The sequence below is a fragment of the Silvania hatchlandensis genome, from assembly GCF_025564065.1.
Taxonomy (GTDB): Bacteria; Pseudomonadota; Gammaproteobacteria; order Enterobacterales; family Enterobacteriaceae; genus Enterobacter; species Enterobacter hatchlandensis.
In genome coordinates this window covers 1-21,722 of sequence record NZ_JAMGZK010000048.1, presented here as the reverse complement: position 1 = coordinate 21,722, position 21,722 = coordinate 1, and the positions used below count along the sequence as shown (strand labels likewise).

The window sequence follows — 21,722 nt, the reverse complement described above, 5'->3', positions numbered from 1 at the left end:
AGCCATGCCACGTTCTCTCAAGAAAGGTCCTTTTATTGACCTGCACTTGCTGAAGAAGGTAGAGAAAGCGGTGGAAAGCGGAGACAAGAAGCCCCTGCGCACTTGGTCCCGTCGTTCAACGATCTTTCCTAACATGATCGGTTTGACCATCGCTGTCCATAATGGTCGTCAGCACGTTCCGGTATTTGTTTCCGACGAAATGGTTGGTCACAAACTGGGTGAATTCGCACCGACTCGTACTTATCGCGGCCACGCTGCTGATAAAAAAGCGAAGAAGAAATAAGGTAGGAGGAAGAGATGGAAACTTTAGCTCAACATCGCCATGCTCGTTCTTCTGCTCAGAAGGTTCGCCTTGTTGCTGACCTGATTCGCGGTAAGAAAGTGTCGCAGGCCCTGGACATCCTGACCTATACCAACAAGAAAGCTGCGGTATTGGTTAAGAAAGTACTGGAATCTGCCATTGCTAACGCTGAACACAACGATGGCGCTGACATTGACGATCTGAAAGTCGCGAAAATCTTCGTAGACGAAGGCCCAAGCATGAAGCGCATTATGCCGCGTGCGAAAGGTCGTGCAGATCGCATCCTGAAGCGCACCAGCCACATTACTGTGGTTGTGTCCGATCGCTGAGACTCTGGAGACTAGCAATGGGTCAGAAAGTACATCCTAATGGTATTCGCCTGGGTATTGTAAAACCATGGAATTCAACCTGGTTTGCGAACACCAAAGAATTCGCTGACAACCTGGACAGCGATTTTAAAGTACGTCAGTACCTGACTAAGGAACTGGCTAAAGCGTCTGTATCTCGTATCGTTATCGAGCGTCCAGCTAAGAGCATCCGTGTGACCATTCACACCGCTCGCCCTGGCATCGTAATCGGTAAGAAAGGCGAAGACGTAGAAAAACTGCGCAAGGTCGTAGCGGATATCGCTGGCGTTCCTGCACAGATCAATATCGCTGAAGTTCGTAAGCCTGAACTGGACGCTAAATTGGTTGCTGACAGCATCACTTCACAGCTGGAACGTCGCGTTATGTTCCGTCGTGCTATGAAGCGTGCTGTACAGAACGCAATGCGTCTGGGCGCTAAAGGTATCAAAGTTGAAGTTAGCGGCCGTCTGGGCGGCGCGGAAATCGCACGTACCGAATGGTACCGCGAAGGTCGCGTACCGTTGCACACTCTGCGTGCTGACATCGACTACAACACCTCTGAAGCGCACACCACTTACGGTGTAATCGGCGTTAAGGTATGGATCTTCAAAGGTGAGATCCTGGGTGGTATGGCTGCTGTTGAACAACCGGAAAAACCGGCTGCTCAACCTAAAAAGCAGCAGCGTAAAGGCCGTAAATAAGGAGCGTCGCTGATGTTACAACCAAAGCGTACAAAATTCCGTAAAGTGCACAAAGGCCGCAACCGTGGTCTGGCGCAGGGTACGGATGTTAGCTTCGGCACTTTCGGTCTGAAAGCTGTTGGCCGTGGTCGTCTGACTGCACGTCAGATCGAAGCAGCACGTCGTGCTATGACCCGTGCAGTTAAGCGTCAAGGTAAAATCTGGATCCGTGTATTCCCGGACAAACCAATTACCGAGAAGCCGCTGGAAGTTCGTATGGGTAAAGGTAAAGGTAACGTGGAGTACTGGGTTGCCTTGATCCAACCGGGCAAAGTCCTGTATGAAATGGACGGTGTTCCGGAAGAGCTGGCCCGTGAAGCCTTCGGCCTGGCAGCAGCGAAACTGCCTATCAAAACCACCTTTGTAACTAAGACGGTGATGTAATGAAAGCAAATGAGCTGCGTGAAAAAAGCGTAGAAGAGCTGAACGCTGAGCTGCTGAACCTGCTGCGTGAGCAGTTCAACCTGCGTATGCAGGCTGCAAGTGGCCAGCTGCAACAGACCCACCTGCTGAAGCAGGTACGTCGTGATGTTGCACGCGTTAAGACTTTACTGACTCAGAAGGCGGGTGCGTAATGACCGATAAAATCCGTACTCTGCAAGGTCGTGTTGTTAGCGACAAAATGGAGAAATCCATTGTTGTCGCTATCGAACGTATTGTGAAACACCCGATCTACGGTAAATTCATCAAGCGTACGACCAAACTGCACGTACATGACGAGAACAACGAATGCGGTATCGGCGACAAAGTTGAAATCGCTGAGTGCCGTCCGCTGTCCAAGACTAAGTCCTGGACGCTGGTTCGCGTTGTAGAGAAAGCGGTTCTGTAATAGAGTACGCCTTCTCAATACGAATAAACGGCTCAGCAATGAGCCGTTTATTTTTTCTACCCATATTGCAGAAGCGGTGTTATAATGCCGCGCCCTCGATATGGGGCTTTTTAACGGCTCTGATTTTAGAGTCTCAGGTAGTAGTTGACATTAGCGGAGCACTGAAATGATCCAAGAACAGACTATGCTGAACGTCGCCGACAACTCCGGTGCACGTCGCGTAATGTGTATCAAGGTTCTGGGTGGCTCGCACCGTCGCTACGCAGGCGTAGGCGACATCATCAAGATCACCATCAAGGAAGCAATTCCACGTGGTAAGGTCAAAAAAGGTGATGTGCTGAAAGCGGTAGTGGTGCGCACCAGAAAGGGTGTTCGTCGCCCTGACGGTTCTGTCATTCGCTTCGATGGTAATGCATGCGTTATTTTAAACAATAACAGCGAGCAGCCTATCGGCACGCGTATCTTTGGGCCGGTAACTCGTGAACTTCGTACTGAAAAGTTCATGAAAATTATCTCTCTGGCACCAGAAGTACTCTAAGGAGCGAATCATGGCAGCGAAAATCCGTCGTGATGACGAAGTTATCGTGTTAACCGGTAAAGATAAAGGTAAACGCGGTAAAGTAAAAAATGTTCTGTCTTCCGGCAAACTCGTCGTTGAAGGTATCAACCTGGTTAAGAAACATCAGAAGCCGGTTCCGGCCCTGAACCAACCAGGTGGCATCGTTGAAAAAGAAGCTGCTATTCAGGTTTCTAACGTTGCACTCTTCAATGCGGCCACCGGCAAGGCTGACCGTGTAGGCTTTAGATTTGAAGACGGCAAAAAAGTCCGTTTCTTTAAATCTACTAGTGAAACTATCAAGTAATTTGGAGTAGTACGATGGCGAAACTGCATGATTACTACAAAGACGATGTAGTTGCTAAGCTCATGACTGAGTTTAACTACAATTCTGTCATGCAAGTCCCTCGGGTCGAGAAGATCACCCTGAACATGGGTGTTGGTGAAGCGATCGCTGACAAGAAACTGCTGGATAACGCAGCAGCTGATTTGACAGCAATCTCCGGTCAAAAGCCGTTGATCACCAAAGCACGCAAATCTGTTGCAGGCTTCAAAATCCGTCAGGGCTATCCGATCGGCTGTAAAGTAACTCTGCGTGGCGAACGCATGTGGGAGTTCCTTGAGCGCCTGATCACTATTGCTGTTCCACGTATCCGTGACTTCCGTGGCTTGTCCGCTAAGTCTTTCGACGGTCGTGGTAACTACAGCATGGGTGTCCGTGAGCAGATCATCTTCCCAGAAATCGACTACGATAAAGTCGACCGCGTGCGTGGTTTGGATATTACCATTACCACTACTGCGAAATCTGACGAAGAAGGCCGTGCTCTGCTGGCTGCCTTTGACTTCCCGTTCCGCAAGTAAGGTAGGGTTACTGAATGGCTAAGCAATCAATGAAAGCACGCGAAGTAAAGCGCGTTGCTTTAGCTGATAAATTCTTCGCTAAACGCGCTGAACTGAAAGCGATCATTTCTGATGTGAACGCTTCCGACGAAGATCGTTGGAATGCTGTTCTCAAGCTGCAGTCTCTGCCGCGTGATTCCAGCCCGTCTCGTCAGCGTAACCGCTGTCGTCAAACAGGTCGTCCACATGGTTTCGTGGGCAAGTTTGGGTTGAGCCGTATCAAACTGCGTGAAGCCGCCATGCGCGGTGAAGTACCAGGCTTGAAAAAGGCTAGCTGGTAATTACCAATTGAATCACGGGAGTAAAGACAGATGAGCATGCAAGATCCGATCGCGGATATGCTGACCCGTATCCGTAACGGTCAGGCCGCGAACAAAGTTGCGGTCACCATGCCTTCCGCCAAGCTGAAAGTGGCAATTGCCAACGTGCTGAAGGAAGAAGGTTTTATCGAAGATTTTAAAGTTGAAGGCGACACCAAGCCGGAACTGGAACTTACTCTTAAGTATTTCCAGGGTAAAGCTGTTGTAGAAAGCATTCAGCGTGTCAGCCGCCCAGGTCTGCGCATCTATAAGAAAAAAGATGAGCTGCCAAAAGTTATGGCCGGCATGGGTATCGCAGTTATTTCTACCTCTAAAGGTGTTATGACTGATCGTGCAGCGCGCCAAGCTGGTCTTGGTGGCGAAATTATCTGCTACGTAGCCTAATCGGAGGAAAGAATGTCTCGTGTTGCTAAAGCACCGGTCGTCGTTCCTGCCGGCGTTGATGTAAAAATCGACGGTCAGGTTATTACGATCAAAGGTAAAAATGGCGAGCTGACTCGTACCCTCAACAATGCTGTTGAAGTTAAGCATGCAGATAATGCACTGACCTTCGGTCCACGTGATGGTTTCGTGGATGGATGGGCTCAGGCTGGTACCGCGCGTGCCCTGCTGAACTCAATGGTTGTTGGTGTTACCGAAGGCTTCACTAAAAAGCTTCAACTTGTTGGTGTAGGTTATCGTGCAGCGATCAAAGGGAATGCAGTAGGCCTGTCTCTGGGCTTCTCACACCCTGTTGAGCATCCGCTGCCAGCCGGTATCACTGCAGAATGTCCGACCCAGACTGAAATCGTGCTGAAAGGCGCTGATAAACAGCTGATCGGTCAGGTTGCAGCTGATCTGCGCGCCTACCGTCGTCCTGAGCCTTATAAAGGCAAGGGTGTTCGTTACGCCGACGAAGTCGTGCGTACCAAAGAGGCTAAGAAGAAGTAAGGTAACACTATGGATAAGAAATCTGCTCGTATCCGTCGTGCGACCCGCGCACGCCGCAAGCTCAAAGAGCTGGGTGCAACTCGCCTGGTGGTACATCGTACCCCGCGTCATATTTACGCACAGGTAATTGCACCGAACGGTTCTGAAGTTCTGGTAGCTGCTTCTACTGTAGAAAAAGCTATTACAGAACAATTGAAGTACACCGGTAACAAAGACGCTGCTGCAGCTGTAGGTAAAGCTGTTGCTGAACGCGCTCTGGAAAAAGGCATCAAAGTTGTGTCCTTTGACCGTTCCGGGTTCCAATATCATGGTCGTGTCCAGGCACTGGCAGATGCTGCCCGTGAAGCTGGCCTTCAGTTCTAAGGTAGAGGTGTAAGATGGCTCACATCGAAAAACAGGCTGGCGAACTGCAGGAAAAGCTGATCGCGGTTAACCGCGTATCTAAAACCGTTAAAGGTGGTCGTATTTTCTCCTTCACAGCTCTGACTGTTGTTGGTGATGGTAATGGCCGCGTTGGTTTTGGTTACGGTAAAGCGCGTGAAGTTCCAGCAGCGATCCAGAAAGCGATGGAAAAAGCCCGTCGCAATATGATTAACGTCGCGCTGAACCACGGCACCCTGCAGCACCCAGTTAAGGGTACTCACACGGGTTCTCGTGTCTTCATGCAGCCGGCTTCTCAAGGTACCGGTATTATCGCCGGTGGTGCAATGCGCGCCGTCCTGGAAGTCGCTGGAGTTCATAACGTTCTGGCCAAAGCATATGGTTCCACCAACCCGATTAACGTGGTTCGTGCAACTATTGATGGTCTGGAAAATATGAAATCTCCAGAAATGGTCGCTGCCAAGCGTGGTAAATCCGTTGAAGAAATTCTGGGGTAATTGACCATGGCAAAGACTATTAAAATTACACAAACCCGCAGTGCAATCGGACGTCTGCCGAAACATAAGGCAACGCTGCTTGGCCTGGGTCTGCGTCGTATTGGTCATACCGTTGAGCGCGAGGATACTCCCGCTGTTCGTGGTATGGTCAACGCGGTTTACTTCATGGTTAAAGTTGAGGAGTAAGAGATGCGTTTAAATACTCTGTCTCCGGCCGAAGGCTCTAAAAAGGCGGGTAAACGCCTGGGTCGTGGTATCGGTTCTGGCCTCGGTAAAACCGGTGGTCGTGGTCACAAAGGTCAGAACTCTCGTTCTGGCGGTGGCGTACGTCGCGGTTTCGAGGGTGGCCAGATGCCACTGTACCGTCGTCTGCCGAAGTTCGGCTTCACTTCTCGCAAATCAGCGATCACAGCCGAAGTTCGTCTGTCTGACCTGGCGAAAATTGAAGGCGGCGTTGTGGACCTGAACACGCTGAAAGCAGCTAACGTTATCGGTATCCAGATTGAGTTCGTGAAAGTGATCCTGTCTGGTGAAGTTTCGACTCCGGTAACTGTTCGTGGCCTGCGTGTTACTAAAGGTGCACGTACTGCTATCGAAGCTGCTGGCGGTAAAATCGAGGAATAAGTAGCAGATGGCTAAACAACCGGGATTAGATTTTCAAAGTGCCAAAGGTGGGCTTGGTGAACTGAAGCGCAGACTTTTGTTTGTGATCGGTGCACTGATTGTGTTCCGTATTGGCTCTTTTATTCCGATCCCTGGTATTGATGCCACTGTACTTGCCAAACTGCTTGAGCAACAGCGAGGCACTATCATTGAAATGTTTAACATGTTCTCTGGTGGTGCTCTCAGCCGTGCTTCAATCTTTGCTCTGGGTATCATGCCGTACATTTCGGCATCGATCATTATCCAGCTGCTGACGGTCGTTCATCCGGCCCTGGCAGAACTGAAGAAAGAAGGGGAGTCTGGTCGTCGTAAGATCAGCCAGTACACCCGTTACGGCACTCTGGTGCTGGCGATATTCCAGTCGATCGGTATTGCTACCGGTCTACCGAATATGCCTGGTATGCAGGGCCTGGTTATTAACCCAGGCTTTGCATTCTATTTCACCGCTGTTGTAAGTCTGGTCTCAGGAACAATGTTCCTGATGTGGCTCGGCGAACAGATTACTGAACGTGGTATCGGTAACGGTATCTCGATCATTATCTTCGCTGGTATCGTTGCGGGACTCCCGCCAGCCATTGCCCACACTATCGAGCAAGCGCGTCAAGGCGACCTGCACTTCCTCCTGTTGCTGTTGGTTGCAGTATTAGTATTTGCAGTGACGTTCTTTGTTATCTTCGTTGAACGTGGTCAACGCCGCATTGTGGTGAACTACGCTAAACGTCAGCAAGGCCGTCGTGTATATGCTGCACAGAGCACACATTTGCCGCTGAAAGTGAATATGGCAGGGGTAATCCCGGCAATCTTCGCTTCCAGTATTATTCTGTTCCCAGCAACCATCGCGTCATGGTTCGGGGGCGGAACTGGTTGGAACTGGCTGACAACAATTTCGCTGTATTTGCAGCCTGGGCAACCACTTTATGTGTTACTCTATGCGTCTGCGATCATCTTCTTCTGTTTCTTCTATACGGCGTTGGTCTTCAACCCACGTGAAACAGCAGATAACCTGAAGAAGTCCGGTGCATTTGTACCAGGAATTCGTCCGGGAGAGCAAACGGCGAAGTATATCGATAAAGTAATGACTCGCCTGACTTTGGTTGGTGCGCTTTATATTACTTTTATTTGCCTGATCCCGGAGTTCATGCGTGATGCAATGAAAGTGCCGTTCTACTTCGGTGGAACCTCGCTGCTTATCGTTGTTGTCGTCATTATGGACTTTATGGCTCAAGTGCAAACTCTGATGATGTCAAGTCAGTACGAGTCTGCATTGAAGAAGGCGAACCTGAAAGGCTACGGCCGATAACTGGTCGCCCGAGAAGTTACGGAGAGTAAAAATGAAAGTTCGTGCTTCCGTCAAGAAATTATGCCGTAACTGCAAAATCGTTAAGCGTGATGGTGTCATCCGTGTGATTTGCAGTGCCGAGCCGAAGCATAAACAGCGCCAAGGCTGATTATTTCGCATATTTTTCTTGCAAAGTTGGGTTGAGCTGGCTAGATTAGCCAGCCAATCTTTTGTATGTCTGTACGTTTCCATTTGAGTATCCTGAAAACGGGCTTTTCAGCATGGTGCGTACATATTAAATAGTAGGAGTGCATAGTGGCCCGTATAGCAGGCATTAACATTCCTGATCAGAAACATGCTGTGATCGCATTAACTTCGATCTACGGCGTCGGCAAGACCCGTTCTAAAGCCATTCTGGCTGCAGCGGGTATCGCTGAAGATGTTAAGATCAGTGAGCTGTCTGAAGAACAAATCGACACGCTGCGTGACGAAGTTGCCAAATTTGTCGTTGAAGGTGATCTGCGCCGTGAAGTTAGCATGAGCATCAAGCGTCTTATGGATCTTGGTTGCTATCGCGGTTTGCGTCATCGTCGTGGTCTCCCGGTTCGCGGCCAGCGTACCAAGACCAACGCACGTACCCGTAAGGGTCCGCGCAAACCGATCAAGAAATAATCGGGGTGATTGAATAATGGCAAAGGCACCAGTTCGTGCACGTAAGCGTGTAAGAAAACAAGTCTCTGACGGCGTGGCTCATATCCATGCTTCTTTCAACAACACCATCGTTACTATTACTGATCGTCAGGGTAACGCACTGGGTTGGGCAACTGCCGGTGGTTCCGGTTTCCGTGGTTCACGCAAATCAACTCCGTTCGCAGCTCAGGTTGCAGCAGAGCGTTGCGCTGAAGCCGTAAAAGAATACGGCATCAAGAATCTGGAAGTTATGGTAAAAGGTCCGGGTCCGGGTCGCGAATCTACCGTTCGTGCTCTGAACGCCGCTGGTTTCCGCATCACTAATATTACTGATGTGACTCCGATCCCTCATAACGGTTGTCGTCCGCCGAAAAAACGTCGCGTATAACGCTTACGTTTTCTAGGATTGTTGGAGATAGAAAATGGCAAGATATTTGGGTCCTAAGCTCAAGCTGAGCCGTCGTGAGGGCACCGACTTATTCCTTAAGTCTGGCGTTCGCGCGATCGATACCAAGTGTAAAATTGAACAAGCTCCTGGCCAGCACGGTGCGCGTAAACCGCGTCTGTCTGACTATGGTGTGCAGTTGCGTGAAAAGCAGAAAGTTCGCCGTATCTACGGTGTGCTGGAGCGTCAGTTCCGTAACTACTATAAAGAAGCAGCACGTCTGAAAGGCAACACTGGTGAAAACCTGTTGGCTCTGCTGGAAGGTCGTCTGGACAACGTTGTATACCGTATGGGCTTTGGCGCTACTCGTGCTGAAGCACGTCAGATGGTTAGCCATAAAGCAATCATGGTAAACGGTCGTGTTGTTAACATCGCTTCTTATCAGGTTAAAGCGAATGACGTTGTTAGCATTCGTGAGAAAGCGAAAAAGCAATCTCGCGTGAAAGCCGCTCTGGAGCTGGCTGAGCAGCGTGAAAAGCCAACCTGGCTGGAAGTTGATGCTGGCAAGATGGAAGGCACGTTCAAGCGTCAGCCAGAACGTTCTGATCTGTCTGCGGACATTAACGAACACCTGATCGTCGAGCTTTACTCCAAGTAAAGCTTAGTACCAAAGAGAGGACACAATGCAGGGTTCTGTGACAGAGTTTCTAAAACCGCGCCTGGTAGATATCGAGCAAGTGAGTTCGACGCACGCCAAGGTGACCCTTGAGCCTTTAGAGCGTGGCTTTGGCCATACTCTGGGTAACGCACTGCGCCGTATTCTGCTCTCATCGATGCCGGGTTGTGCGGTGACCGAGGTTGAGATTGATGGTGTACTTCATGAGTACAGCACCAAAGAAGGCGTTCAGGAAGATATCCTGGAAATCCTGCTCAACCTGAAAGGGCTGGCGGTGAGAGTTCAGGGGAAAGATGAAGTTATTCTTACTCTGAATAAATCTGGCATTGGCCCTGTGACTGCAGCCGACATTACCCACGACGGTGATGTCGAAATCGTCAAGCCGCAGCACGTGATCTGCCACCTGACTGATGAGAACGCAGCTATTAGCATGCGTATCAAAGTTCAGCGCGGTCGCGGTTATGTGCCGGCTTCTGCCCGAATTCATTCGGAAGAAGATGAGCGCCCAATCGGCCGTCTGCTGGTCGACGCCTGCTACAGCCCTGTAGAGCGTATTGCCTACAATGTTGAAGCAGCGCGTGTAGAACAGCGTACCGACCTGGACAAGCTGGTCATCGAAATGGAAACCAACGGCACAATCGATCCTGAAGAGGCGATTCGTCGTGCGGCAACCATCCTGGCAGAACAACTTGAAGCTTTCGTTGACTTACGTGATGTACGTCAGCCGGAAGTGAAAGAAGAGAAACCAGAATTCGATCCGATCCTGCTGCGCCCTGTTGACGATCTGGAATTGACTGTCCGCTCTGCTAACTGCCTTAAGGCAGAAGCTATCCACTATATCGGTGATCTGGTACAGCGTACCGAGGTTGAGCTTCTTAAGACGCCTAACCTGGGTAAAAAATCTCTTACCGAGATTAAAGATGTGCTGGCTTCGCGTGGTTTGTCTCTGGGCATGCGCCTGGAAAACTGGCCACCGGCAAGCATTGCTGACGAGTAACCGGATCACAGGTTAAGGTTTTACTGAGAAGGATAAGGTCATGCGCCATCGTAAGAGTGGTCGTCAACTGAACCGCAACAGCAGCCATCGCCAGGCTATGTTCCGCAACATGGCAGGTTCACTGGTTCGTCATGAAATCATCAAGACGACCCTGCCTAAAGCGAAAGAGCTGCGTCGCGTAGTTGAGCCGCTGATTACTCTTGCCAAGACTGACAGCGTTGCTAATCGTCGTCTGGCATTCGCCCGTACTCGTGATAACGAGATCGTGGCAAAACTGTTTAACGAACTGGGTCCGCGTTTCGCGAGCCGTGCAGGTGGTTACACTCGTATTCTTAAGTGTGGCTTCCGTGCAGGCGACAACGCTCCGATGGCTTACATCGAGCTGGTTGATCGTTCAGAATCGAAAGCAGAAGCTGCTGCAGAGTAATCTGTAGTAACATGAAGAAACCCGCTTCGGCGGGTTTTTTTATGTTCATCCCACCCCCACTTACCTACAATAATCCTTTCTTCGTTTGCTGCGGTAATTTGCAATGTGGTTACTCGACCAGTGGGCAGAGCGGCATATTCTTGATGCTCAACGCAAAGGTGAATTCGATAATCTGCAAGGCAGCGGTGAACCGTTGATTCTTGACGATGATTCGCATGTCCCCGCCGATCTTCGCGCCGGATATCGTATGCTGAAAAATGCAGGCTGTTTGCCACCGGAGCTGGAGCAGCGTAAAGAAGCCGTCGAGCTTGCCCGGTTATTAAGTACAGTCAGACAAGAATCTGCGGATTACACGGAGTATCGTCGTCGCCTCGCCCTGCTTGAACTTAAGCTACGCCAGGCCGGCATCAGCACTGATTTCCTGCAGGGAGATTATTCCGGCAGGCTTATACAAAAACTCAACGAGGAGTAGCAATGTATCGGATTGGTGAGATCGCAAAGCTGGCAGGCGTCACCCCTGACACTATCCGCTATTATGAGAAACAGCAGATGATGGAGCATGAAGTGCGTACGGAGGGTGGTTTTCGGTTGTATACCGACAAAGATCTCCAGCGTCTGAAGTTTATCCGTCATGCCCGTCAGCTAGGGTTTACGTTGGAATCGATCCGTGAGCTGCTGTCGATCCGCATCGATCCTCAACATCATACCTGCCAGGAATCGAAAAGCATCGTTCAGGCGAGACTCAATGAGGTCGAAGCGCGAATTGAAGAGTTACAAGCTATGCGCCTGTCACTGCAACGCTTAAATGATGCCTGTTGTGGCACTTCTCACAGCAGCGTTTACTGCTCAATTCTGGAAACTCTCGAACAGGGTGCAAATGGAGAAGCTCGCGGTTGTTGATTTTACTCACCGCTGCTTCTACACTCGCGTTGACATTTTATGCAATGGAGAAATTATGAGCCGCTATCAGCACACGAAAGGGCAGATCAACGATAATGCGATTGAAGCCCTTCTGCACGATCCGTTATTCAGACAACGAATTGAGAAGAATAAGAAAGGGAAAGGAAGTTATCTGCGCAAAACAAAACATGCGAAACGGGGTAACTGGGAGGCCAGTGGCAAGCAAGCAAATCGCTTTCTTACCACTGGCCTTCTTGTTTCATGCGTCTTATAGGGTACGGTTATTCTGTACCTTCAGTAAGTCGCGGATTTCAGTCAGCAAGACTTCTTCTTTCGTTGGAGCAGGCGGTGCAGCGGGTTCTTCTTTTTTCTTGCGATTCAGTCGATTGATAAGCTTGATAGCCATAAAAATGGCAAAGGCAACGATCACAAAATCAAAAACGTTCTGAATGAATACCCCGTAGTGCATGACCACTGGCGGAATATCGCCTTGCGCAGCACGTAAGGTTACGGCGAATTGTTTGAAATCAATGCCACCGATCAGCAGCCCCAGCGGTGGCATGATGATATCGGCAACCAGCGAGGAAACGATCTTACCGAACGCTGCACCAATGATCACACCCACTGCCAAATCCACGACATTCCCACGCATCGCAAATTCGCGAAACTCTTTAACAAAACTCATTTTCTTCTCCTTGTGCCATCCAATGGGTTTAAGTTTAACAAAGGATTAGCTAATTGCCATTGAGGATAAGCAGACGTCATAATAATTTAACCCTTACATATTATTGGGTTAAAGACAGGAGGGCGGTATGCAGCCCTCCGGAGGATTACAGGAAGAAAGGACTTGGCTGGAATAAGCGCTCGACGTCGGTAATAAATTTTTTGTCCGTCAGGAACATAATGACGTGATCGCCCTGTTCAATACGCAAATTATCGTTGGCGATCATCACATCATTACCGCGGACAACGGCGCCAATGATGGTGCCCGGCGGAAGCTTAATCTCATCGATGGTACGTCCCACTACGCGGGAGGTGCTCTCATCCCCGTGCGCAACGGCCTCGATGGCCTCTGCCACCCCACGTCGCAGGGAGGAAACGCCGACAATATCGGCCTTACGCACATGACTCAGCAGAGCGGAGATGGTGGCCTGCTGGGGCGAAATAGCAATATCAATAACGCTTCCCTGGACCAGATCGACATAGGCCCGACGCTGGATAAGCACCATAACCTTTTTTGCACCCATGCGTTTTGCCAGCATTGCTGACATGATATTAGCTTCGTCATCGTTGGTCACAGCAATGAAAAGATCAACTTGATCGATGTGCTCTTCGGCAAGCAGCTCTTGATCCGATGCATCGCCATAAAAGACGATCGTATTCTGTAGCTTTTCTGCCAGCTCTGAGGCCCGCTGTTGATCGCGTTCGATCAGTTTAACGCTGTAATCTTTTTCTAGCTGCCGAGCCAGACCGGCACCGATATTACCCCCGCCAACCAGCATGATACGTTTATACGGTTTCTCGAGCCGCTGCAGCTCGCTCATCACCGCGCGAATATGCTGGGATGCGGCGATAAAGAAGACCTCATCCCCGGCTTCAACAATGGTTGAACCTTGCGGTCTGATGGGACGATCGTGACGGAAAATCGCGGCAACTCGCGTATCAATATGCGGCATATGCTCGCGCATTGTGGAAAGCGCGTTACCAATCAGCGGGCCACCGTAATAGGCTTTGACCACGGCAAGGCTGACTTTACCTTCCGCGAAATTAACCACCTGCAGCGCACCTGGATACTCAATCAGTCGGTAAATACTGTCGATAACCAGCTGTTCTGGCGCGATTAAATGGTCGATAGGCACTGCGTCGGAATTAAACAGCTTATCGGCATCACGGATATAGTCCGGGGAACGGATACGCGCGATACGGTTAGGCGTGTTGAATAACGAATAGGCCACCTGACAAGCCACCATATTGGTTTCATCTGAACTGGTGACGGCAACCAGCATGTCGGCATCATCCGCGCCAGCTTCACGCAGCACGCGGGGATGGGAACCATGCCCCTGAACAACGCGCAAATCAAACTTATCCTGCAGGCTGCGCAAACGATCGCCATTGGTATCGACAATGGTGATGTCATTATTCTCACCGACCAGGTTTTCAGCCAGCGTACCGCCGACCTGCCCCGCGCCCAGAATGATTATCTTCATATCATGTGACCCGTTATCAACATCACGCTTTGATTAGCTTAGCGTAAAAGAAGCCGTCGCCTTCTTCTACGCCAGGCAGGTTCTGTTTGCCGGGATGTTCCGACGTACCGGTTGTCTGCAAGTGGGCATCAGGGGTGCGCTTCAGGAACGCTGCGATCTGTAGGCTGTTCTCTTCTGGCAGCACGGAACAGGTGGCATAAACCAGCGTTCCGCCTGATTTCAGATGTGGCCATACCGCATCAAGGATCTCCGCCTGTAGCTGCGCCAGTTCGTTAATATCGCGATCGCGACGCAGCCATTTAATATCTGGATGACGTCGAATAACGCCAGTGGCGGAGCAGGGGGCATCCAGCAAAATGCGATCGAACTGTTCATCGCCACACCACTGGTCGGGCTTACGCCCGTCACCCTGTTTGACCTCGGCTTTCATTCCCAGACGCTTAAGGTTGTCGTAAACGCGAGAAAGACGCTGCTCATCAATATCGACGGCCATCACGCTGGCCTGCGGGGCGACTTCAAGGATATGTGTTGTTTTACCGCCCGGCGCTGCGCACAGGTCAAGAATACGCTCACCGTTTTGCGGCTCGAGGAAGTTCATACAACCCTGAGCAGAAGCATCCTGAACGGTGACCCAGCCTTGTTCAAAGCCCGGAAGCGCAAGAACAGAAGTGGGGGCTGCCAGACGGACCGCATCGCTATAATCCGGATGGGTAAATCCACTCATCCCCGCCTCTTCCAGCAGCGCCAGCCAGGCATCGCGGGAATGATGGTTACGGTTGACGCGCAGCCACATTGGCGGACGAAGGTTGTTAGCTTCTACAATGGCTTCCCACTTCTGCGGATAGGCTTTTTGCAGACGTTTTAGCAACCAGTCAGGATGCAGGAAGCGTTTTTCTGAGCGTGAAAATTCAGCCAGCAGTTCATCTTGCTGACGCTGAAACTGGCGTAATACACCGTTGATCAGCCCTTTGAGCTGCGGACGCTTCACTGCCACTGCGCCTTCAACGGTCTCTGCCAGCGCGGCGTGAGGCGGAATACGAGTATGCAGCAACTGATAGAAGCCAACCATGATCAGATAATGCAACACGCGCTGCTTACCCGTCATCGGGCGCGACATCAGTTTACCGATCAGCCACTCCAGCTGTGGCAACGTGCGCAGAACACCAAAGCACAACTCCTGAAGCAGGGCTTTATCTTTATCAGAGACTTTTTGCTGGAACGGTGGCAGGACATTGCTCAATGACTGACCCTGCTCGACCACTTGCTCAATCGCCTGGGCTGCCAGGCTGCGTAAGTTTTGTTTTTTCATAACCACAAAAATAAAAATGCCCGGAAACTCCGGGCCTTAAATTGAGATGATCTCAGGCGAGACAATTACCAGGTGTAAACCATTCACGACGGGAGTTCAGAAGATCCTGCGCACTCATGGCTTTTTTGCCTGCAGGTTGTAAGGATTCCAGATTCAGGATCCCTTCAACAGTTGCTACCTGAATACCTTGCTTGCTTGCGTCAATAATGGTGCCGGGCGCGGCAGTCGACTGGCCAGCAATAACCGAGGCTTGCCAGACTTTTACGGGTTGCCCGTCGATTTCCAGCCAGCTCATCGGCCAGGGATTAAATGCCCGGATGCAGCGTTCAAGCTGAGCAGCAGAGAGTGACCAGTCGAGACGGGCCTCTTCTTTACTGAGTTTCTCGGCATAGGTGACCAACGCTTCGTCCTGGACTTCAGGACGGGTGGTATTGTCGGCCAGCTGTTGCAGCGTATCAATAAGACCCTTCGGCCCGAGCTCTGCCAGTTTGTCATACAGCGTGGCGCTGGTATCGTCGGCAGCAATGGGACAGGAGAGCTTATACAGCATGTCGCCGGTATCCAGACCCACATCCATCTGCATAATCGTCACGCCGGTGTTGGCATCGCCGGCCCACAGCGAACGCTGAATGGGTGCAGCACCACGCCAGCGTGGCAGCAGAGAACCGTGGACATTAATGCAACCCAGACGCGGCATCTCAAGCACCGCTTTTGGCAGGATTAAGCCGTATGCCACAACGACCATGACATCTGCGTTTAATTCAGCAACCAGCTGCTGGTTTTCCTGCGGGCGCAATGAAGCTGGCTGAAACACCGGTAAGCCATGTTCTTCCGCCAGCACCTTAACCGGGCTTGGCATCAATTTTTTACCGCGGCCAGCAGGGCGATCGGGCTGAGTAAAGACGCCAACAACCTGATGGCCAGACGACAACAGCGCATCCAGATGACGCGCTGCAAAGTCGGGGGTTCCTGCGAAGATGATACGTAGTGATGTAGACACGTTAATCCTTGTATCCGGGGTCACGTTATGCGCGGGTGCGCAGGCGATCCAGTTTCTCTACTTTCTGACGAATGCGCTGCTGTTTCATTGGCGAGAGATAATCGATAAAGAGTTTACCGACCAGATGATCCATCTCATGCTGAATGCAGATTGCCAGCAGATCGTCCGCTTCCATTTCAAACGGCTTACCGTCGCGATCGAGCGCACGGATTTTAACTTTTTCTGCACGAGGCACCAGGGCGCGCTGCTCAGGAATAGAGAGGCAACCTTCTTCAATCCCTGTTTCGCCCCATTTTTCCAGCAGCTCGGGGTTAATCAATACCAGACGTTCTTCCCGGTTTTCAGAAACGTCGATCACGATGATGCGCTGGTGAATATCAACCTGCGTAGCGGCGAGACCAATGCCCTCTTCAGCGTACATCGTATCGAACATATCATCGATGATACGCTGAGTTTCTGCATTCACTTCTTTAACCGGCTCGGCGACTTTGCGAAGGCGCTCGTCCGGGATATGTAACACTTGCAAAACTGCCATATATTTCCAGAGTCGTGTTCAGGAGTTGAAAAGAATATTACCTCTATTCTAGACAAATCCCCCTCTGATTGACAGCATCACTGACCAATCGCAAAGATTGCTATAGCTGCTTGTGGCAGGGGAAAGGATGACATCCACAGAGATTTGGTTACGCCTGATAAACATTGGAGAACTGTACGGCGATAAGATGGTGGTGCTCGCGCAAAAATTGCAGCGCGAAGCCCATATTGATAGCGCTGTGTTGGCGGTGGCTGGGCTCACGCAAAAGCAAATTGAGGCGTTTTTTTCCATTTCACCGCGAGAAATTGAACGCAATATGGACTGGCTTGCAGAGCCGGGACAGCATCTGATCTGCGCAGATCACTCTGCCTACCCAGCACAGTTACGGGCGATTACCGATTACCCCGGCGCGCTTTTCGTGAAGGGCGATCCCTCGGTACTGGGCAGTCTGCAACTGGCTGTGGTCGGCAGCCGTTCACACTCCTGGTATGGCGAGCGCTGGGGAAAGATCTTCTGTGAACAATTGGCCCTGGCTGGGCTTACCATTACCAGCGGTCTGGCATGTGGGATCGATGGGGTCGCTCACCGCGCGGCGCTAACCGTTAAGGGAAAAAGCGTGGCGGTATTAGGTAATGGCCTTTCAAGCGTCTACCCTCGTCGTCATGCATCGCTGGCTGAGAACTTGGTCGCGAGCGGTGGCGCTGTCGTTTCAGAGTTCTCTCTCGCAACCCCGCCCTGGCCACGCAACTTTCCTCGTCGTAATCGCATCATCAGTGGATTGAGCCAGGGGGTTTTTGTTATTGAAGCGATGCTGCGCAGCGGGTCGCTTGTTACCGCAAAATGCGCCCTTGAACAGGGACGTGAAGTTTTTGCTTTGCCGGGGGCAGTGGGTAACCCAGGATGTGAAGGGCCGCATTGGCTGATCAAGCAAGGGGCCACGCCCGTTACTGCGGCAGAGGACATTCTGGACAGTTTGCGATCCAGCTTCAATTGGCTTGCGAATGAACCCGAGAATAGACTTAATTTATCAGATCAAGACCAGGTAGCATTGCCATTTCCTGAGCTCCTGGCTAACGTAGGAGATGAGGTAACACCTGTTGACGTTGTCGCTGAACGTGCCGGCCAATCTGTGCCAGTAACGGTAGCACAGCTACTGGAACTGGAGTTAGCAGGATGGATCGCAGCTGTACCCGGCGGCTATGTCCGATTAAGGAGGGCAAGCCATGTTCGACGTACTGATGTATTTGTTTGAGACTTACATCCATAACGAAGCTGAAGCGCGCGTGGATCAGGACAAACTTACGCGCGATCTTACTGATGCGGGTTTTGAACGGGAAGATATTTACAACGCGTTAATATGGCTCGAAAAACTGGCTGATTATCAGGAAGGCCTCGCCGAACCGATGCAGTTGGTTTCCGATCCGCTGTCTGTACGCATCTATACGGCTGATGAATGTGAAAGGCTGGATGCGAGTTGCCGGGGATTCATTTTATTCCTCGAGCAAATTCAGGTGCTCAACCTCGAAACGCGTGAAATGGTGATAGAACGCGTTATGGCTCTGGATACGGCAGAATTTGAGCTGGAAGATCTGAAATGGGTCATCCTGATGGTTCTGTTCAATATTCCAGGCTGTGAAAATGCCTATCAGCAAATGGAAGAATTACTCTTTGAAGTGAATGAAGGTATGCTGCATTAATTCATCAGCAGCACCAAGAGTTGTTATGGCCAAATCAGCACTATTTACGGTGCATAAAAACGAGCCCTGTCCGCAGTGCGGGGCAGAACTTGTTATCCGGTCCGGTAAACACGGGCCGTTTCTCGGTTGTTCACACTTTCCAGAATGTGATTATGTCCGTCCCCTGAAAAATCAGGCGGACGGCCATATTGTTAAGATTCTGGAGGGACAGGTGTGCCCGCAATGTGGTGGCGATTTGGCGCTGCGCCAGGGGCGCTTCGGCATGTTTATTGGCTGCTGCCGCTATCCTGAATGTGGACATACAGAGCAAATTGATAAGCCCGATGAAACGGCGTTAGCCTGCCCGCAGTGCGAAAGTGGGCATCTTGTTCAACGGCGATCGCGTTACGGTAAGACATTTTATTCCTGCGATCGTTATCCTGAATGTCAGTTCGTGACCAATTTCAAACCGGTAGCGGGATGTTGTCCTGAGTGCCAGTACTCGCTACTTATCGAAAAGAAAACCGCGCAAGGCGTTAAGCGCTTCTGTGCCAGTAAACAATGTGGAAAGCCGGTTCCGGCGGATCAAAATAGTGAAGAATAACCTGCCATCAGGCTCTATCGCACATGCGGTGGACGTACTGAATAAAGAAGAAGTCATCGCCTATCCAACAGAAGCTGTTTTTGGGGTCGGTTGCGATCCTGACAGTGAAACAGCCGTTAGCCGTTTATTAGCGTTAAAACAGAGGCCCGTAGAGAAAGGCCTCATTTTAATTGCTTCCCGCTTCGAACAACTAAAACCTTATATTGATGATTCTATGCTGACGCCAGTTCAGCGTGAGTCAATCTTTGCCGCCTGGCCGGGGCCAGTGACGTTTGTCTTCCCGGCGCTGCCGACCACACCGCGCTGGCTGACAGGGCGTTTTGACTCGCTTGCCGTTCGCGTGACGGACCACCCATTGGTTATCGAATTGTGTAATGCGTTTGGTAAGCCGCTGGTCTCTACCAGCGCCAATCTGACAGGATTGCCGCCTTGTCGTACAGCCGATGACGTACTGGCGCAGTTTGGCCCTGACTTTCCCGTCATTATCGGTGATACCGGTGGGCGCCTGAACCCGTCAGAAATCCGCGATGCTTTAACCGGCGAACGTTTTCGCCAGGGGTAATAAGATGGAAACGTATGCCGTTTTTGGTAATCCCATTGCACACAGCAAGTCGCCCTTTATTCATCAGCAATTCGCGCAGCAACTACACATTGAGCATCCTTATGGTCGCATACTGGCGCCTGTCGACGCGTTTGTGACAACGTTGGATGCTTTCTTCGCGCAAGGAGGTAAAGGGGCGAACGTTACCGTGCCTTTTAAAGAAGAGGCCTTTGAACGTGCCGATGAATTAACTGAACGCGCGTCTCTTGCTGGTGCTGTGAATACGCTAAAGCGCCTGGAAGATGGTCGAATTCTGGGGGACAACACCGACGGCATTGGTTTATTGAGCGATCTGGAACGGCTGTCATTTATCAAACCCCGGGCGCGGATCCTGCTGATTGGTGCGGGTGGCGCATCGCGTGGAGTGATTTTGCCTCTGCTCTCGCTGGATTGTGCGGTCACCATCACCAATCGAACATATTCCCGCGCGGAAGATCTGGCTACGCTTTTTGCTCATACCGGCAGCATTCATGCCGTTGCTATGGATGCCTTAAGCGGACATGAGTTTGACCTTATCATTAATGCCACCTCCAGCGGTCTCGGCGGTGATGTACCTGCGATCCCTTCTTCATTAGTTAACCCACATGTCCACTGCTATGACATGTTTTATCAGAAAGGCAGAACACCGTTTCTGAGCTGGTGTGAACAGCAGGGGGCAAACCATCTCGCTGATGGTTTGGGTATGCTGGTGGGTCAGGCCGCGCATGCGGTGATGCTCTGGCACGGCGTATTACCGGCGGTAGAGCCGGTAATTGAAACGCTCAAGCAGGAACTTTCTGCATGAACCAGGCGATCCAGTTCCCTGAGCGGGAGCATTGGGATGAAGAAAAGTCAGCGGTCTGCTTCCCGGCGCTGGTAAACGGCATGCTAGTAATGTGCGCCATTACAGGCGCAACGCTGAAGCATCGTTTTGGCGATGTCGCTGCGCTGAACGCGTTTCGCGATCATCGCTGGGATCTGGAAGAAGAAGCCAGCGATGCGATCCGCGAGGGTCAGGATGACGATCAGGGCTGGTTCTGGCTCTCCTGATTCAGATAGTCATTCTTCCACTTAACGTAATTATTGGCTGAATACTTCAAACCTTCCTTTTCCGCTTCCGTAAGGGGGCGGATCTGCTTAACCGGGCTACCTAAATAGAGAAAGCCACTCTCAAGTCGTTTGTTTTGCGGGACCAGGCTGCCTGCACCAATCATCACATCATCTTCTATCACGACACCATCCAGCAAAATTGAACCCATACCCACCAGAACCCGATTACCGATCGTGCAGCCGTGGAGCATGACCTTATGGCCGACGGTGACATCTTCGCCAACGATCAGCGGATTGCCTTCAGGATTGTAGGACGATCGATGGGTGACATGCAGAACGCTACCGTCCTGAATATTGGTGCGTGCGCCGATTGCGACATAATTGACATCACCGCGGATGGCGACCAGTGGCCAGATACTGACGTCGTCATCCATTCGGACATCACCAATGACCACGCTACTGCTGTCGATCATGACGCGATCGCCTTGTTGCGGGAACAGATCTTTATAAGGACGGAGTACTGAAGACATATCAACCTCTACTGATGATCATTATATAGAAGACTTTGATCGGATTATTCAGCTTGATCAAGAGGGAAATATGTCAATATTTGAACGGATCGGGTGGTATTCCATCGAAAAGGACGAAAAAAAAGCAGTCGAAAGAAAAGATCGAAAAAATGCTTGTGCTAAAAACTGGGATCCCTATAATGCGCCTCCATCGACACGGCGGATGTGAATCACTTCACACAAACAGCCGGTTCGGTTGAAGAGAAAAGCGAAAATAAACGCTTGACTCTGAAAGAGGAAAGCGTAATATACGCCACCTCGCAACGGTGAGCTTAACGCCGCGTTGCACTGCTCTTTAACAATTTATCAGACAATCTGTGTGGGCACTCAAAGTGACATGGATTCTTAACGTCGCAAGACGAAAAATGAATACC

The 21,722-nt window shown here is 50.9% G+C and carries 38 protein-coding genes; 32 read left to right on the top strand and 6 right to left on the bottom strand.

Features of this window, described 5'->3' with window-relative positions:
* Nucleotides 1-4: 4 nt before the first annotated feature.
* The 26 genes from rpsS to M8014_RS11090 all read left to right on the top strand — a co-directional run bounded on the left by rpsS (nt 5) and on the right by M8014_RS11090 (nt 12,092).
* Nucleotides 5-283 (top strand): 30S ribosomal protein S19, encoded by a 279-nt coding sequence (gene rpsS, locus M8014_RS11215; protein ID WP_001138115.1) that lies wholly within the window; start codon nt 5-7, stop codon nt 281-283.
* Between the two features lie 14 nt (nt 284-297).
* Complete coding sequence (gene rplV / locus M8014_RS11210; protein ID WP_002919773.1) at nt 298-630, top strand: 50S ribosomal protein L22; 333 nt, start codon at nt 298-300, stop codon at nt 628-630.
* 17 nt (nt 631-647) lie between these two features.
* Nucleotides 648-1,349, top strand: a complete 702-nt coding sequence (gene rpsC, locus M8014_RS11205; protein ID WP_000529945.1) for a 30S ribosomal protein S3 — start codon at nt 648-650, stop codon at nt 1,347-1,349.
* Nucleotides 1,350-1,361: 12 nt separating this feature from the next.
* Nucleotides 1,362-1,772 carry a 50S ribosomal protein L16 gene (gene rplP, locus M8014_RS11200; RefSeq protein WP_002919759.1) on the top strand — a complete coding sequence of 137 codons (411 nt, stop codon included), beginning with the start codon at nt 1,362-1,364 and terminating at the stop codon, nt 1,770-1,772.
* A complete protein-coding gene (rpmC, locus tag M8014_RS11195) occupies nt 1,772-1,963 on the top strand; it encodes a 50S ribosomal protein L29 (RefSeq protein ID WP_032614707.1) in 192 nt (63 codons plus the stop codon). Before rplP ends, rpmC begins: the two co-directional genes overlap by 1 nt.
* The gene (gene rpsQ, locus M8014_RS11190) at nt 1,963-2,217 is read left to right on the top strand and encodes a 30S ribosomal protein S17 (RefSeq protein ID WP_271266504.1); all 255 of its coding nucleotides are present in this window, start codon (nt 1,963-1,965) and stop codon (nt 2,215-2,217) included. Before rpmC ends, rpsQ begins: the two co-directional genes overlap by 1 nt.
* 166 nt (nt 2,218-2,383) lie before the next feature.
* Nucleotides 2,384-2,755, top strand: coding sequence for a 50S ribosomal protein L14 (rplN, locus tag M8014_RS11185; RefSeq protein ID WP_004160583.1), 372 nt, complete (start codon nt 2,384-2,386; stop codon nt 2,753-2,755).
* 10 nt (nt 2,756-2,765) lie between these two features.
* Complete coding sequence (gene rplX, locus M8014_RS11180) at nt 2,766-3,080, top strand: 50S ribosomal protein L24 (protein ID WP_006178919.1); 315 nt, start codon at nt 2,766-2,768, stop codon at nt 3,078-3,080.
* Between the two features lie 14 nt (nt 3,081-3,094).
* Nucleotides 3,095-3,634 (top strand): 50S ribosomal protein L5, encoded by a 540-nt coding sequence (rplE, locus tag M8014_RS11175; protein ID WP_271266503.1) that lies wholly within the window; start codon nt 3,095-3,097, stop codon nt 3,632-3,634.
* A 14-nt stretch (nt 3,635-3,648) separates the two neighbouring features.
* A complete protein-coding gene (gene rpsN / locus M8014_RS11170; RefSeq protein WP_032614701.1) occupies nt 3,649-3,954 on the top strand; it encodes a 30S ribosomal protein S14 in 306 nt (101 codons plus the stop codon).
* Between the two features lie 30 nt (nt 3,955-3,984).
* Nucleotides 3,985-4,377, top strand: a complete 393-nt coding sequence (gene rpsH, locus M8014_RS11165; protein ID WP_271282530.1) for a 30S ribosomal protein S8 — start codon at nt 3,985-3,987, stop codon at nt 4,375-4,377.
* 12 nt (nt 4,378-4,389) lie between these two features.
* Complete coding sequence (rplF, locus tag M8014_RS11160; protein WP_271282529.1) at nt 4,390-4,923, top strand: 50S ribosomal protein L6; 534 nt, start codon at nt 4,390-4,392, stop codon at nt 4,921-4,923.
* 9 nt (nt 4,924-4,932) lie between these two features.
* Nucleotides 4,933-5,286: a 50S ribosomal protein L18 gene (gene rplR / locus M8014_RS11155; RefSeq protein ID WP_015960708.1), complete on the top strand. Its 354-nt coding sequence runs from the start codon at nt 4,933-4,935 to the stop codon at nt 5,284-5,286.
* A gap of 14 nt (nt 5,287-5,300) precedes the next feature.
* Nucleotides 5,301-5,801: a 30S ribosomal protein S5 gene (gene rpsE, locus M8014_RS11150; RefSeq protein WP_271266501.1), complete on the top strand. Its 501-nt coding sequence runs from the start codon at nt 5,301-5,303 to the stop codon at nt 5,799-5,801.
* A 6-nt stretch (nt 5,802-5,807) separates the two neighbouring features.
* Entirely contained in the window at nt 5,808-5,987 is a 180-nt protein-coding gene (gene rpmD / locus M8014_RS11145) for a 50S ribosomal protein L30 (RefSeq protein ID WP_003863301.1), read from the top strand.
* 3 nt (nt 5,988-5,990) lie between these two features.
* Nucleotides 5,991-6,425 carry a 50S ribosomal protein L15 gene (gene rplO / locus M8014_RS11140; RefSeq protein WP_271282528.1) on the top strand — a complete coding sequence of 145 codons (435 nt, stop codon included), beginning with the start codon at nt 5,991-5,993 and terminating at the stop codon, nt 6,423-6,425.
* A gap of 7 nt (nt 6,426-6,432) precedes the next feature.
* The gene (secY, locus tag M8014_RS11135; protein ID WP_271266499.1) at nt 6,433-7,764 is read left to right on the top strand and encodes a preprotein translocase subunit SecY; all 1,332 of its coding nucleotides are present in this window, start codon (nt 6,433-6,435) and stop codon (nt 7,762-7,764) included.
* 31 nt (nt 7,765-7,795) lie between these two features.
* Entirely contained in the window at nt 7,796-7,912 is a 117-nt protein-coding gene (rpmJ, locus tag M8014_RS11130; protein ID WP_000868187.1) for a 50S ribosomal protein L36, read from the top strand.
* Nucleotides 7,913-8,058: 146 nt separating this feature from the next.
* The gene (rpsM, locus tag M8014_RS11125; RefSeq protein ID WP_003031135.1) at nt 8,059-8,415 is read left to right on the top strand and encodes a 30S ribosomal protein S13; all 357 of its coding nucleotides are present in this window, start codon (nt 8,059-8,061) and stop codon (nt 8,413-8,415) included.
* Nucleotides 8,416-8,431: 16 nt separating this feature from the next.
* On the top strand, nt 8,432-8,821 hold the full coding sequence (gene rpsK, locus M8014_RS11120) for a 30S ribosomal protein S11 (protein WP_003863312.1): 390 nt from the start codon (nt 8,432-8,434) through the stop codon (nt 8,819-8,821).
* Between the two features lie 34 nt (nt 8,822-8,855).
* Nucleotides 8,856-9,476, top strand: coding sequence for a 30S ribosomal protein S4 (gene rpsD / locus M8014_RS11115; protein ID WP_271266498.1), 621 nt, complete (start codon nt 8,856-8,858; stop codon nt 9,474-9,476).
* 25 nt (nt 9,477-9,501) lie between these two features.
* Nucleotides 9,502-10,491 (top strand): DNA-directed RNA polymerase subunit alpha, encoded by a 990-nt coding sequence (locus tag M8014_RS11110; RefSeq protein WP_002919219.1) that lies wholly within the window; start codon nt 9,502-9,504, stop codon nt 10,489-10,491.
* A 40-nt stretch (nt 10,492-10,531) separates the two neighbouring features.
* On the top strand, nt 10,532-10,918 hold the full coding sequence (gene rplQ, locus M8014_RS11105; protein WP_001216372.1) for a 50S ribosomal protein L17: 387 nt from the start codon (nt 10,532-10,534) through the stop codon (nt 10,916-10,918).
* A 103-nt stretch (nt 10,919-11,021) separates the two neighbouring features.
* Nucleotides 11,022-11,390 carry a DnaJ family domain-containing protein gene (locus tag M8014_RS11100; protein ID WP_271282527.1) on the top strand — a complete coding sequence of 123 codons (369 nt, stop codon included), beginning with the start codon at nt 11,022-11,024 and terminating at the stop codon, nt 11,388-11,390.
* A 2-nt stretch (nt 11,391-11,392) separates the two neighbouring features.
* On the top strand, nt 11,393-11,818 hold the full coding sequence (gene zntR / locus M8014_RS11095; RefSeq protein WP_271282526.1) for a Zn(2+)-responsive transcriptional regulator: 426 nt from the start codon (nt 11,393-11,395) through the stop codon (nt 11,816-11,818).
* Between the two features lie 55 nt (nt 11,819-11,873).
* A complete protein-coding gene (locus tag M8014_RS11090; RefSeq protein ID WP_271282525.1) occupies nt 11,874-12,092 on the top strand; it encodes an alternative ribosome-rescue factor A in 219 nt (72 codons plus the stop codon).
* Here the strand turns inward: M8014_RS11090 and mscL are convergent.
* The 5 genes from mscL to def form a co-directional block, all read right to left on the bottom strand.
* Entirely contained in the window at nt 12,087-12,503 is a 417-nt protein-coding gene (mscL, locus tag M8014_RS11085; RefSeq protein ID WP_271282524.1) for a large-conductance mechanosensitive channel protein MscL, read from the bottom strand. The two genes, M8014_RS11090 and mscL, sit on opposite strands and share 6 nt — an antisense overlap.
* Before the next feature lie 145 nt (nt 12,504-12,648).
* Nucleotides 12,649-14,025 carry a Trk system potassium transporter TrkA gene (gene trkA / locus M8014_RS11080; protein ID WP_271282523.1) on the bottom strand — a complete coding sequence of 459 codons (1,377 nt, stop codon included), beginning with the start codon at nt 14,023-14,025 and terminating at the stop codon, nt 12,649-12,651.
* 22 nt (nt 14,026-14,047) lie between these two features.
* Complete coding sequence (gene rsmB / locus M8014_RS11075; protein WP_271282522.1) at nt 14,048-15,334, bottom strand: 16S rRNA (cytosine(967)-C(5))-methyltransferase RsmB; 1,287 nt, start codon at nt 15,332-15,334, stop codon at nt 14,048-14,050.
* A 52-nt stretch (nt 15,335-15,386) separates the two neighbouring features.
* A complete protein-coding gene (gene fmt, locus M8014_RS11070; RefSeq protein WP_271282521.1) occupies nt 15,387-16,334 on the bottom strand; it encodes a methionyl-tRNA formyltransferase in 948 nt (315 codons plus the stop codon).
* A gap of 25 nt (nt 16,335-16,359) precedes the next feature.
* A complete protein-coding gene (def, locus tag M8014_RS11065; RefSeq protein ID WP_271282520.1) occupies nt 16,360-16,869 on the bottom strand; it encodes a peptide deformylase in 510 nt (169 codons plus the stop codon).
* 127 nt (nt 16,870-16,996) lie between these two features.
* On the opposite strand from def, the gene dprA reads away from it, so the two are divergent.
* From dprA to M8014_RS11035, 6 genes are read left to right on the top strand one after another with little or no spacing between them, the layout of a single operon-like run.
* Entirely contained in the window at nt 16,997-18,121 is a 1,125-nt protein-coding gene (dprA, locus tag M8014_RS11060) for a DNA-protecting protein DprA (protein WP_271282519.1), read from the top strand.
* Nucleotides 18,093-18,566, top strand: a complete 474-nt coding sequence (gene smg, locus M8014_RS11055; RefSeq protein WP_271266488.1) for a DUF494 family protein Smg — start codon at nt 18,093-18,095, stop codon at nt 18,564-18,566. Before dprA ends, smg begins: the two co-directional genes overlap by 29 nt.
* 25 nt (nt 18,567-18,591) lie before the next feature.
* Nucleotides 18,592-19,149, top strand: a complete 558-nt coding sequence (locus M8014_RS11050; protein WP_271282518.1) for a DNA topoisomerase family protein — start codon at nt 18,592-18,594, stop codon at nt 19,147-19,149.
* Nucleotides 19,139-19,711, top strand: a complete 573-nt coding sequence (gene tsaC, locus M8014_RS11045; protein ID WP_271282517.1) for an L-threonylcarbamoyladenylate synthase type 1 TsaC — start codon at nt 19,139-19,141, stop codon at nt 19,709-19,711. The genes M8014_RS11050 and tsaC overlap by 11 nt, the downstream gene beginning before the upstream one ends.
* Nucleotides 19,712-19,715: 4 nt before the next feature.
* Nucleotides 19,716-20,534 carry a shikimate dehydrogenase gene (aroE, locus tag M8014_RS11040; RefSeq protein WP_271282516.1) on the top strand — a complete coding sequence of 273 codons (819 nt, stop codon included), beginning with the start codon at nt 19,716-19,718 and terminating at the stop codon, nt 20,532-20,534.
* Nucleotides 20,531-20,779: a DUF1488 family protein gene (locus M8014_RS11035; RefSeq protein WP_271282515.1), complete on the top strand. Its 249-nt coding sequence runs from the start codon at nt 20,531-20,533 to the stop codon at nt 20,777-20,779. The genes aroE and M8014_RS11035 overlap by 4 nt, the downstream gene beginning before the upstream one ends.
* Here M8014_RS11035 and M8014_RS11030 read toward each other — a convergent pair.
* The gene (locus M8014_RS11030; RefSeq protein WP_271282514.1) at nt 20,755-21,309 is read right to left on the bottom strand and encodes a gamma carbonic anhydrase family protein; all 555 of its coding nucleotides are present in this window, start codon (nt 21,307-21,309) and stop codon (nt 20,755-20,757) included. The genes M8014_RS11035 and M8014_RS11030 overlap by 25 nt on opposite strands.
* Between the last annotated feature and the right edge of the window lie 413 nt (nt 21,310-21,722).

Bases quoted from the DNA above. Each gene is read 5' to 3' on its own strand.
- rpsN (WP_032614701.1), top strand. From the start codon at position 3,649: ATGGCTAAGCAATCAATGAAAGCACGCGAAGTAAAGCGCGTTGCTTTA.
- def (WP_271282520.1), bottom strand. From the start codon at position 16,869: ATGGCAGTTTTGCAAGTGTTACATATCCCGGACGAGCGCCTTCGCAAA.
- rplO (WP_271282528.1), top strand. From the start codon at position 5,991: ATGCGTTTAAATACTCTGTCTCCGGCCGAAGGCTCTAAAAAGGCGGGT.
- smg (WP_271266488.1), top strand. From the start codon at position 18,093: ATGTTCGACGTACTGATGTATTTGTTTGAGACTTACATCCATAACGAA.
- rpsH (WP_271282530.1), top strand. From the start codon at position 3,985: ATGAGCATGCAAGATCCGATCGCGGATATGCTGACCCGTATCCGTAAC.
- rpsK (WP_003863312.1), top strand. From the start codon at position 8,432: ATGGCAAAGGCACCAGTTCGTGCACGTAAGCGTGTAAGAAAACAAGTC.
- rpsE (WP_271266501.1), top strand. From the start codon at position 5,301: ATGGCTCACATCGAAAAACAGGCTGGCGAACTGCAGGAAAAGCTGATC.
- rpsQ (WP_271266504.1), top strand. From the start codon at position 1,963: ATGACCGATAAAATCCGTACTCTGCAAGGTCGTGTTGTTAGCGACAAA.
- secY (WP_271266499.1), top strand. From the start codon at position 6,433: ATGGCTAAACAACCGGGATTAGATTTTCAAAGTGCCAAAGGTGGGCTT.
- M8014_RS11110 (WP_002919219.1), top strand. From the start codon at position 9,502: ATGCAGGGTTCTGTGACAGAGTTTCTAAAACCGCGCCTGGTAGATATC.
- rpmC (WP_032614707.1), top strand. From the start codon at position 1,772: ATGAAAGCAAATGAGCTGCGTGAAAAAAGCGTAGAAGAGCTGAACGCT.
- rpmJ (WP_000868187.1), top strand. From the start codon at position 7,796: ATGAAAGTTCGTGCTTCCGTCAAGAAATTATGCCGTAACTGCAAAATC.
- dprA (WP_271282519.1), top strand. From the start codon at position 16,997: ATGACATCCACAGAGATTTGGTTACGCCTGATAAACATTGGAGAACTG.
- rpsS (WP_001138115.1), top strand. From the start codon at position 5: ATGCCACGTTCTCTCAAGAAAGGTCCTTTTATTGACCTGCACTTGCTG.
- rpmD (WP_003863301.1), top strand. From the start codon at position 5,808: ATGGCAAAGACTATTAAAATTACACAAACCCGCAGTGCAATCGGACGT.
- rplP (WP_002919759.1), top strand. From the start codon at position 1,362: ATGTTACAACCAAAGCGTACAAAATTCCGTAAAGTGCACAAAGGCCGC.
- M8014_RS11030 (WP_271282514.1), bottom strand. From the start codon at position 21,309: ATGTCTTCAGTACTCCGTCCTTATAAAGATCTGTTCCCGCAACAAGGC.
- zntR (WP_271282526.1), top strand. From the start codon at position 11,393: ATGTATCGGATTGGTGAGATCGCAAAGCTGGCAGGCGTCACCCCTGAC.
- trkA (WP_271282523.1), bottom strand. From the start codon at position 14,025: ATGAAGATAATCATTCTGGGCGCGGGGCAGGTCGGCGGTACGCTGGCT.
- rsmB (WP_271282522.1), bottom strand. From the start codon at position 15,334: ATGAAAAAACAAAACTTACGCAGCCTGGCAGCCCAGGCGATTGAGCAA.
- rplV (WP_002919773.1), top strand. From the start codon at position 298: ATGGAAACTTTAGCTCAACATCGCCATGCTCGTTCTTCTGCTCAGAAG.
- rpsD (WP_271266498.1), top strand. From the start codon at position 8,856: ATGGCAAGATATTTGGGTCCTAAGCTCAAGCTGAGCCGTCGTGAGGGC.
- M8014_RS11035 (WP_271282515.1), top strand. From the start codon at position 20,531: ATGAACCAGGCGATCCAGTTCCCTGAGCGGGAGCATTGGGATGAAGAA.
- rplQ (WP_001216372.1), top strand. From the start codon at position 10,532: ATGCGCCATCGTAAGAGTGGTCGTCAACTGAACCGCAACAGCAGCCAT.
- M8014_RS11090 (WP_271282525.1), top strand. From the start codon at position 11,874: ATGAGCCGCTATCAGCACACGAAAGGGCAGATCAACGATAATGCGATT.
- mscL (WP_271282524.1), bottom strand. From the start codon at position 12,503: ATGAGTTTTGTTAAAGAGTTTCGCGAATTTGCGATGCGTGGGAATGTC.
- rplX (WP_006178919.1), top strand. From the start codon at position 2,766: ATGGCAGCGAAAATCCGTCGTGATGACGAAGTTATCGTGTTAACCGGT.
- aroE (WP_271282516.1), top strand. From the start codon at position 19,716: ATGGAAACGTATGCCGTTTTTGGTAATCCCATTGCACACAGCAAGTCG.
- rplE (WP_271266503.1), top strand. From the start codon at position 3,095: ATGGCGAAACTGCATGATTACTACAAAGACGATGTAGTTGCTAAGCTC.
- rplN (WP_004160583.1), top strand. From the start codon at position 2,384: ATGATCCAAGAACAGACTATGCTGAACGTCGCCGACAACTCCGGTGCA.
- M8014_RS11100 (WP_271282527.1), top strand. From the start codon at position 11,022: ATGTGGTTACTCGACCAGTGGGCAGAGCGGCATATTCTTGATGCTCAA.
- rplR (WP_015960708.1), top strand. From the start codon at position 4,933: ATGGATAAGAAATCTGCTCGTATCCGTCGTGCGACCCGCGCACGCCGC.
- rplF (WP_271282529.1), top strand. From the start codon at position 4,390: ATGTCTCGTGTTGCTAAAGCACCGGTCGTCGTTCCTGCCGGCGTTGAT.
- rpsC (WP_000529945.1), top strand. From the start codon at position 648: ATGGGTCAGAAAGTACATCCTAATGGTATTCGCCTGGGTATTGTAAAA.
- M8014_RS11050 (WP_271282518.1), top strand. From the start codon at position 18,592: ATGGCCAAATCAGCACTATTTACGGTGCATAAAAACGAGCCCTGTCCG.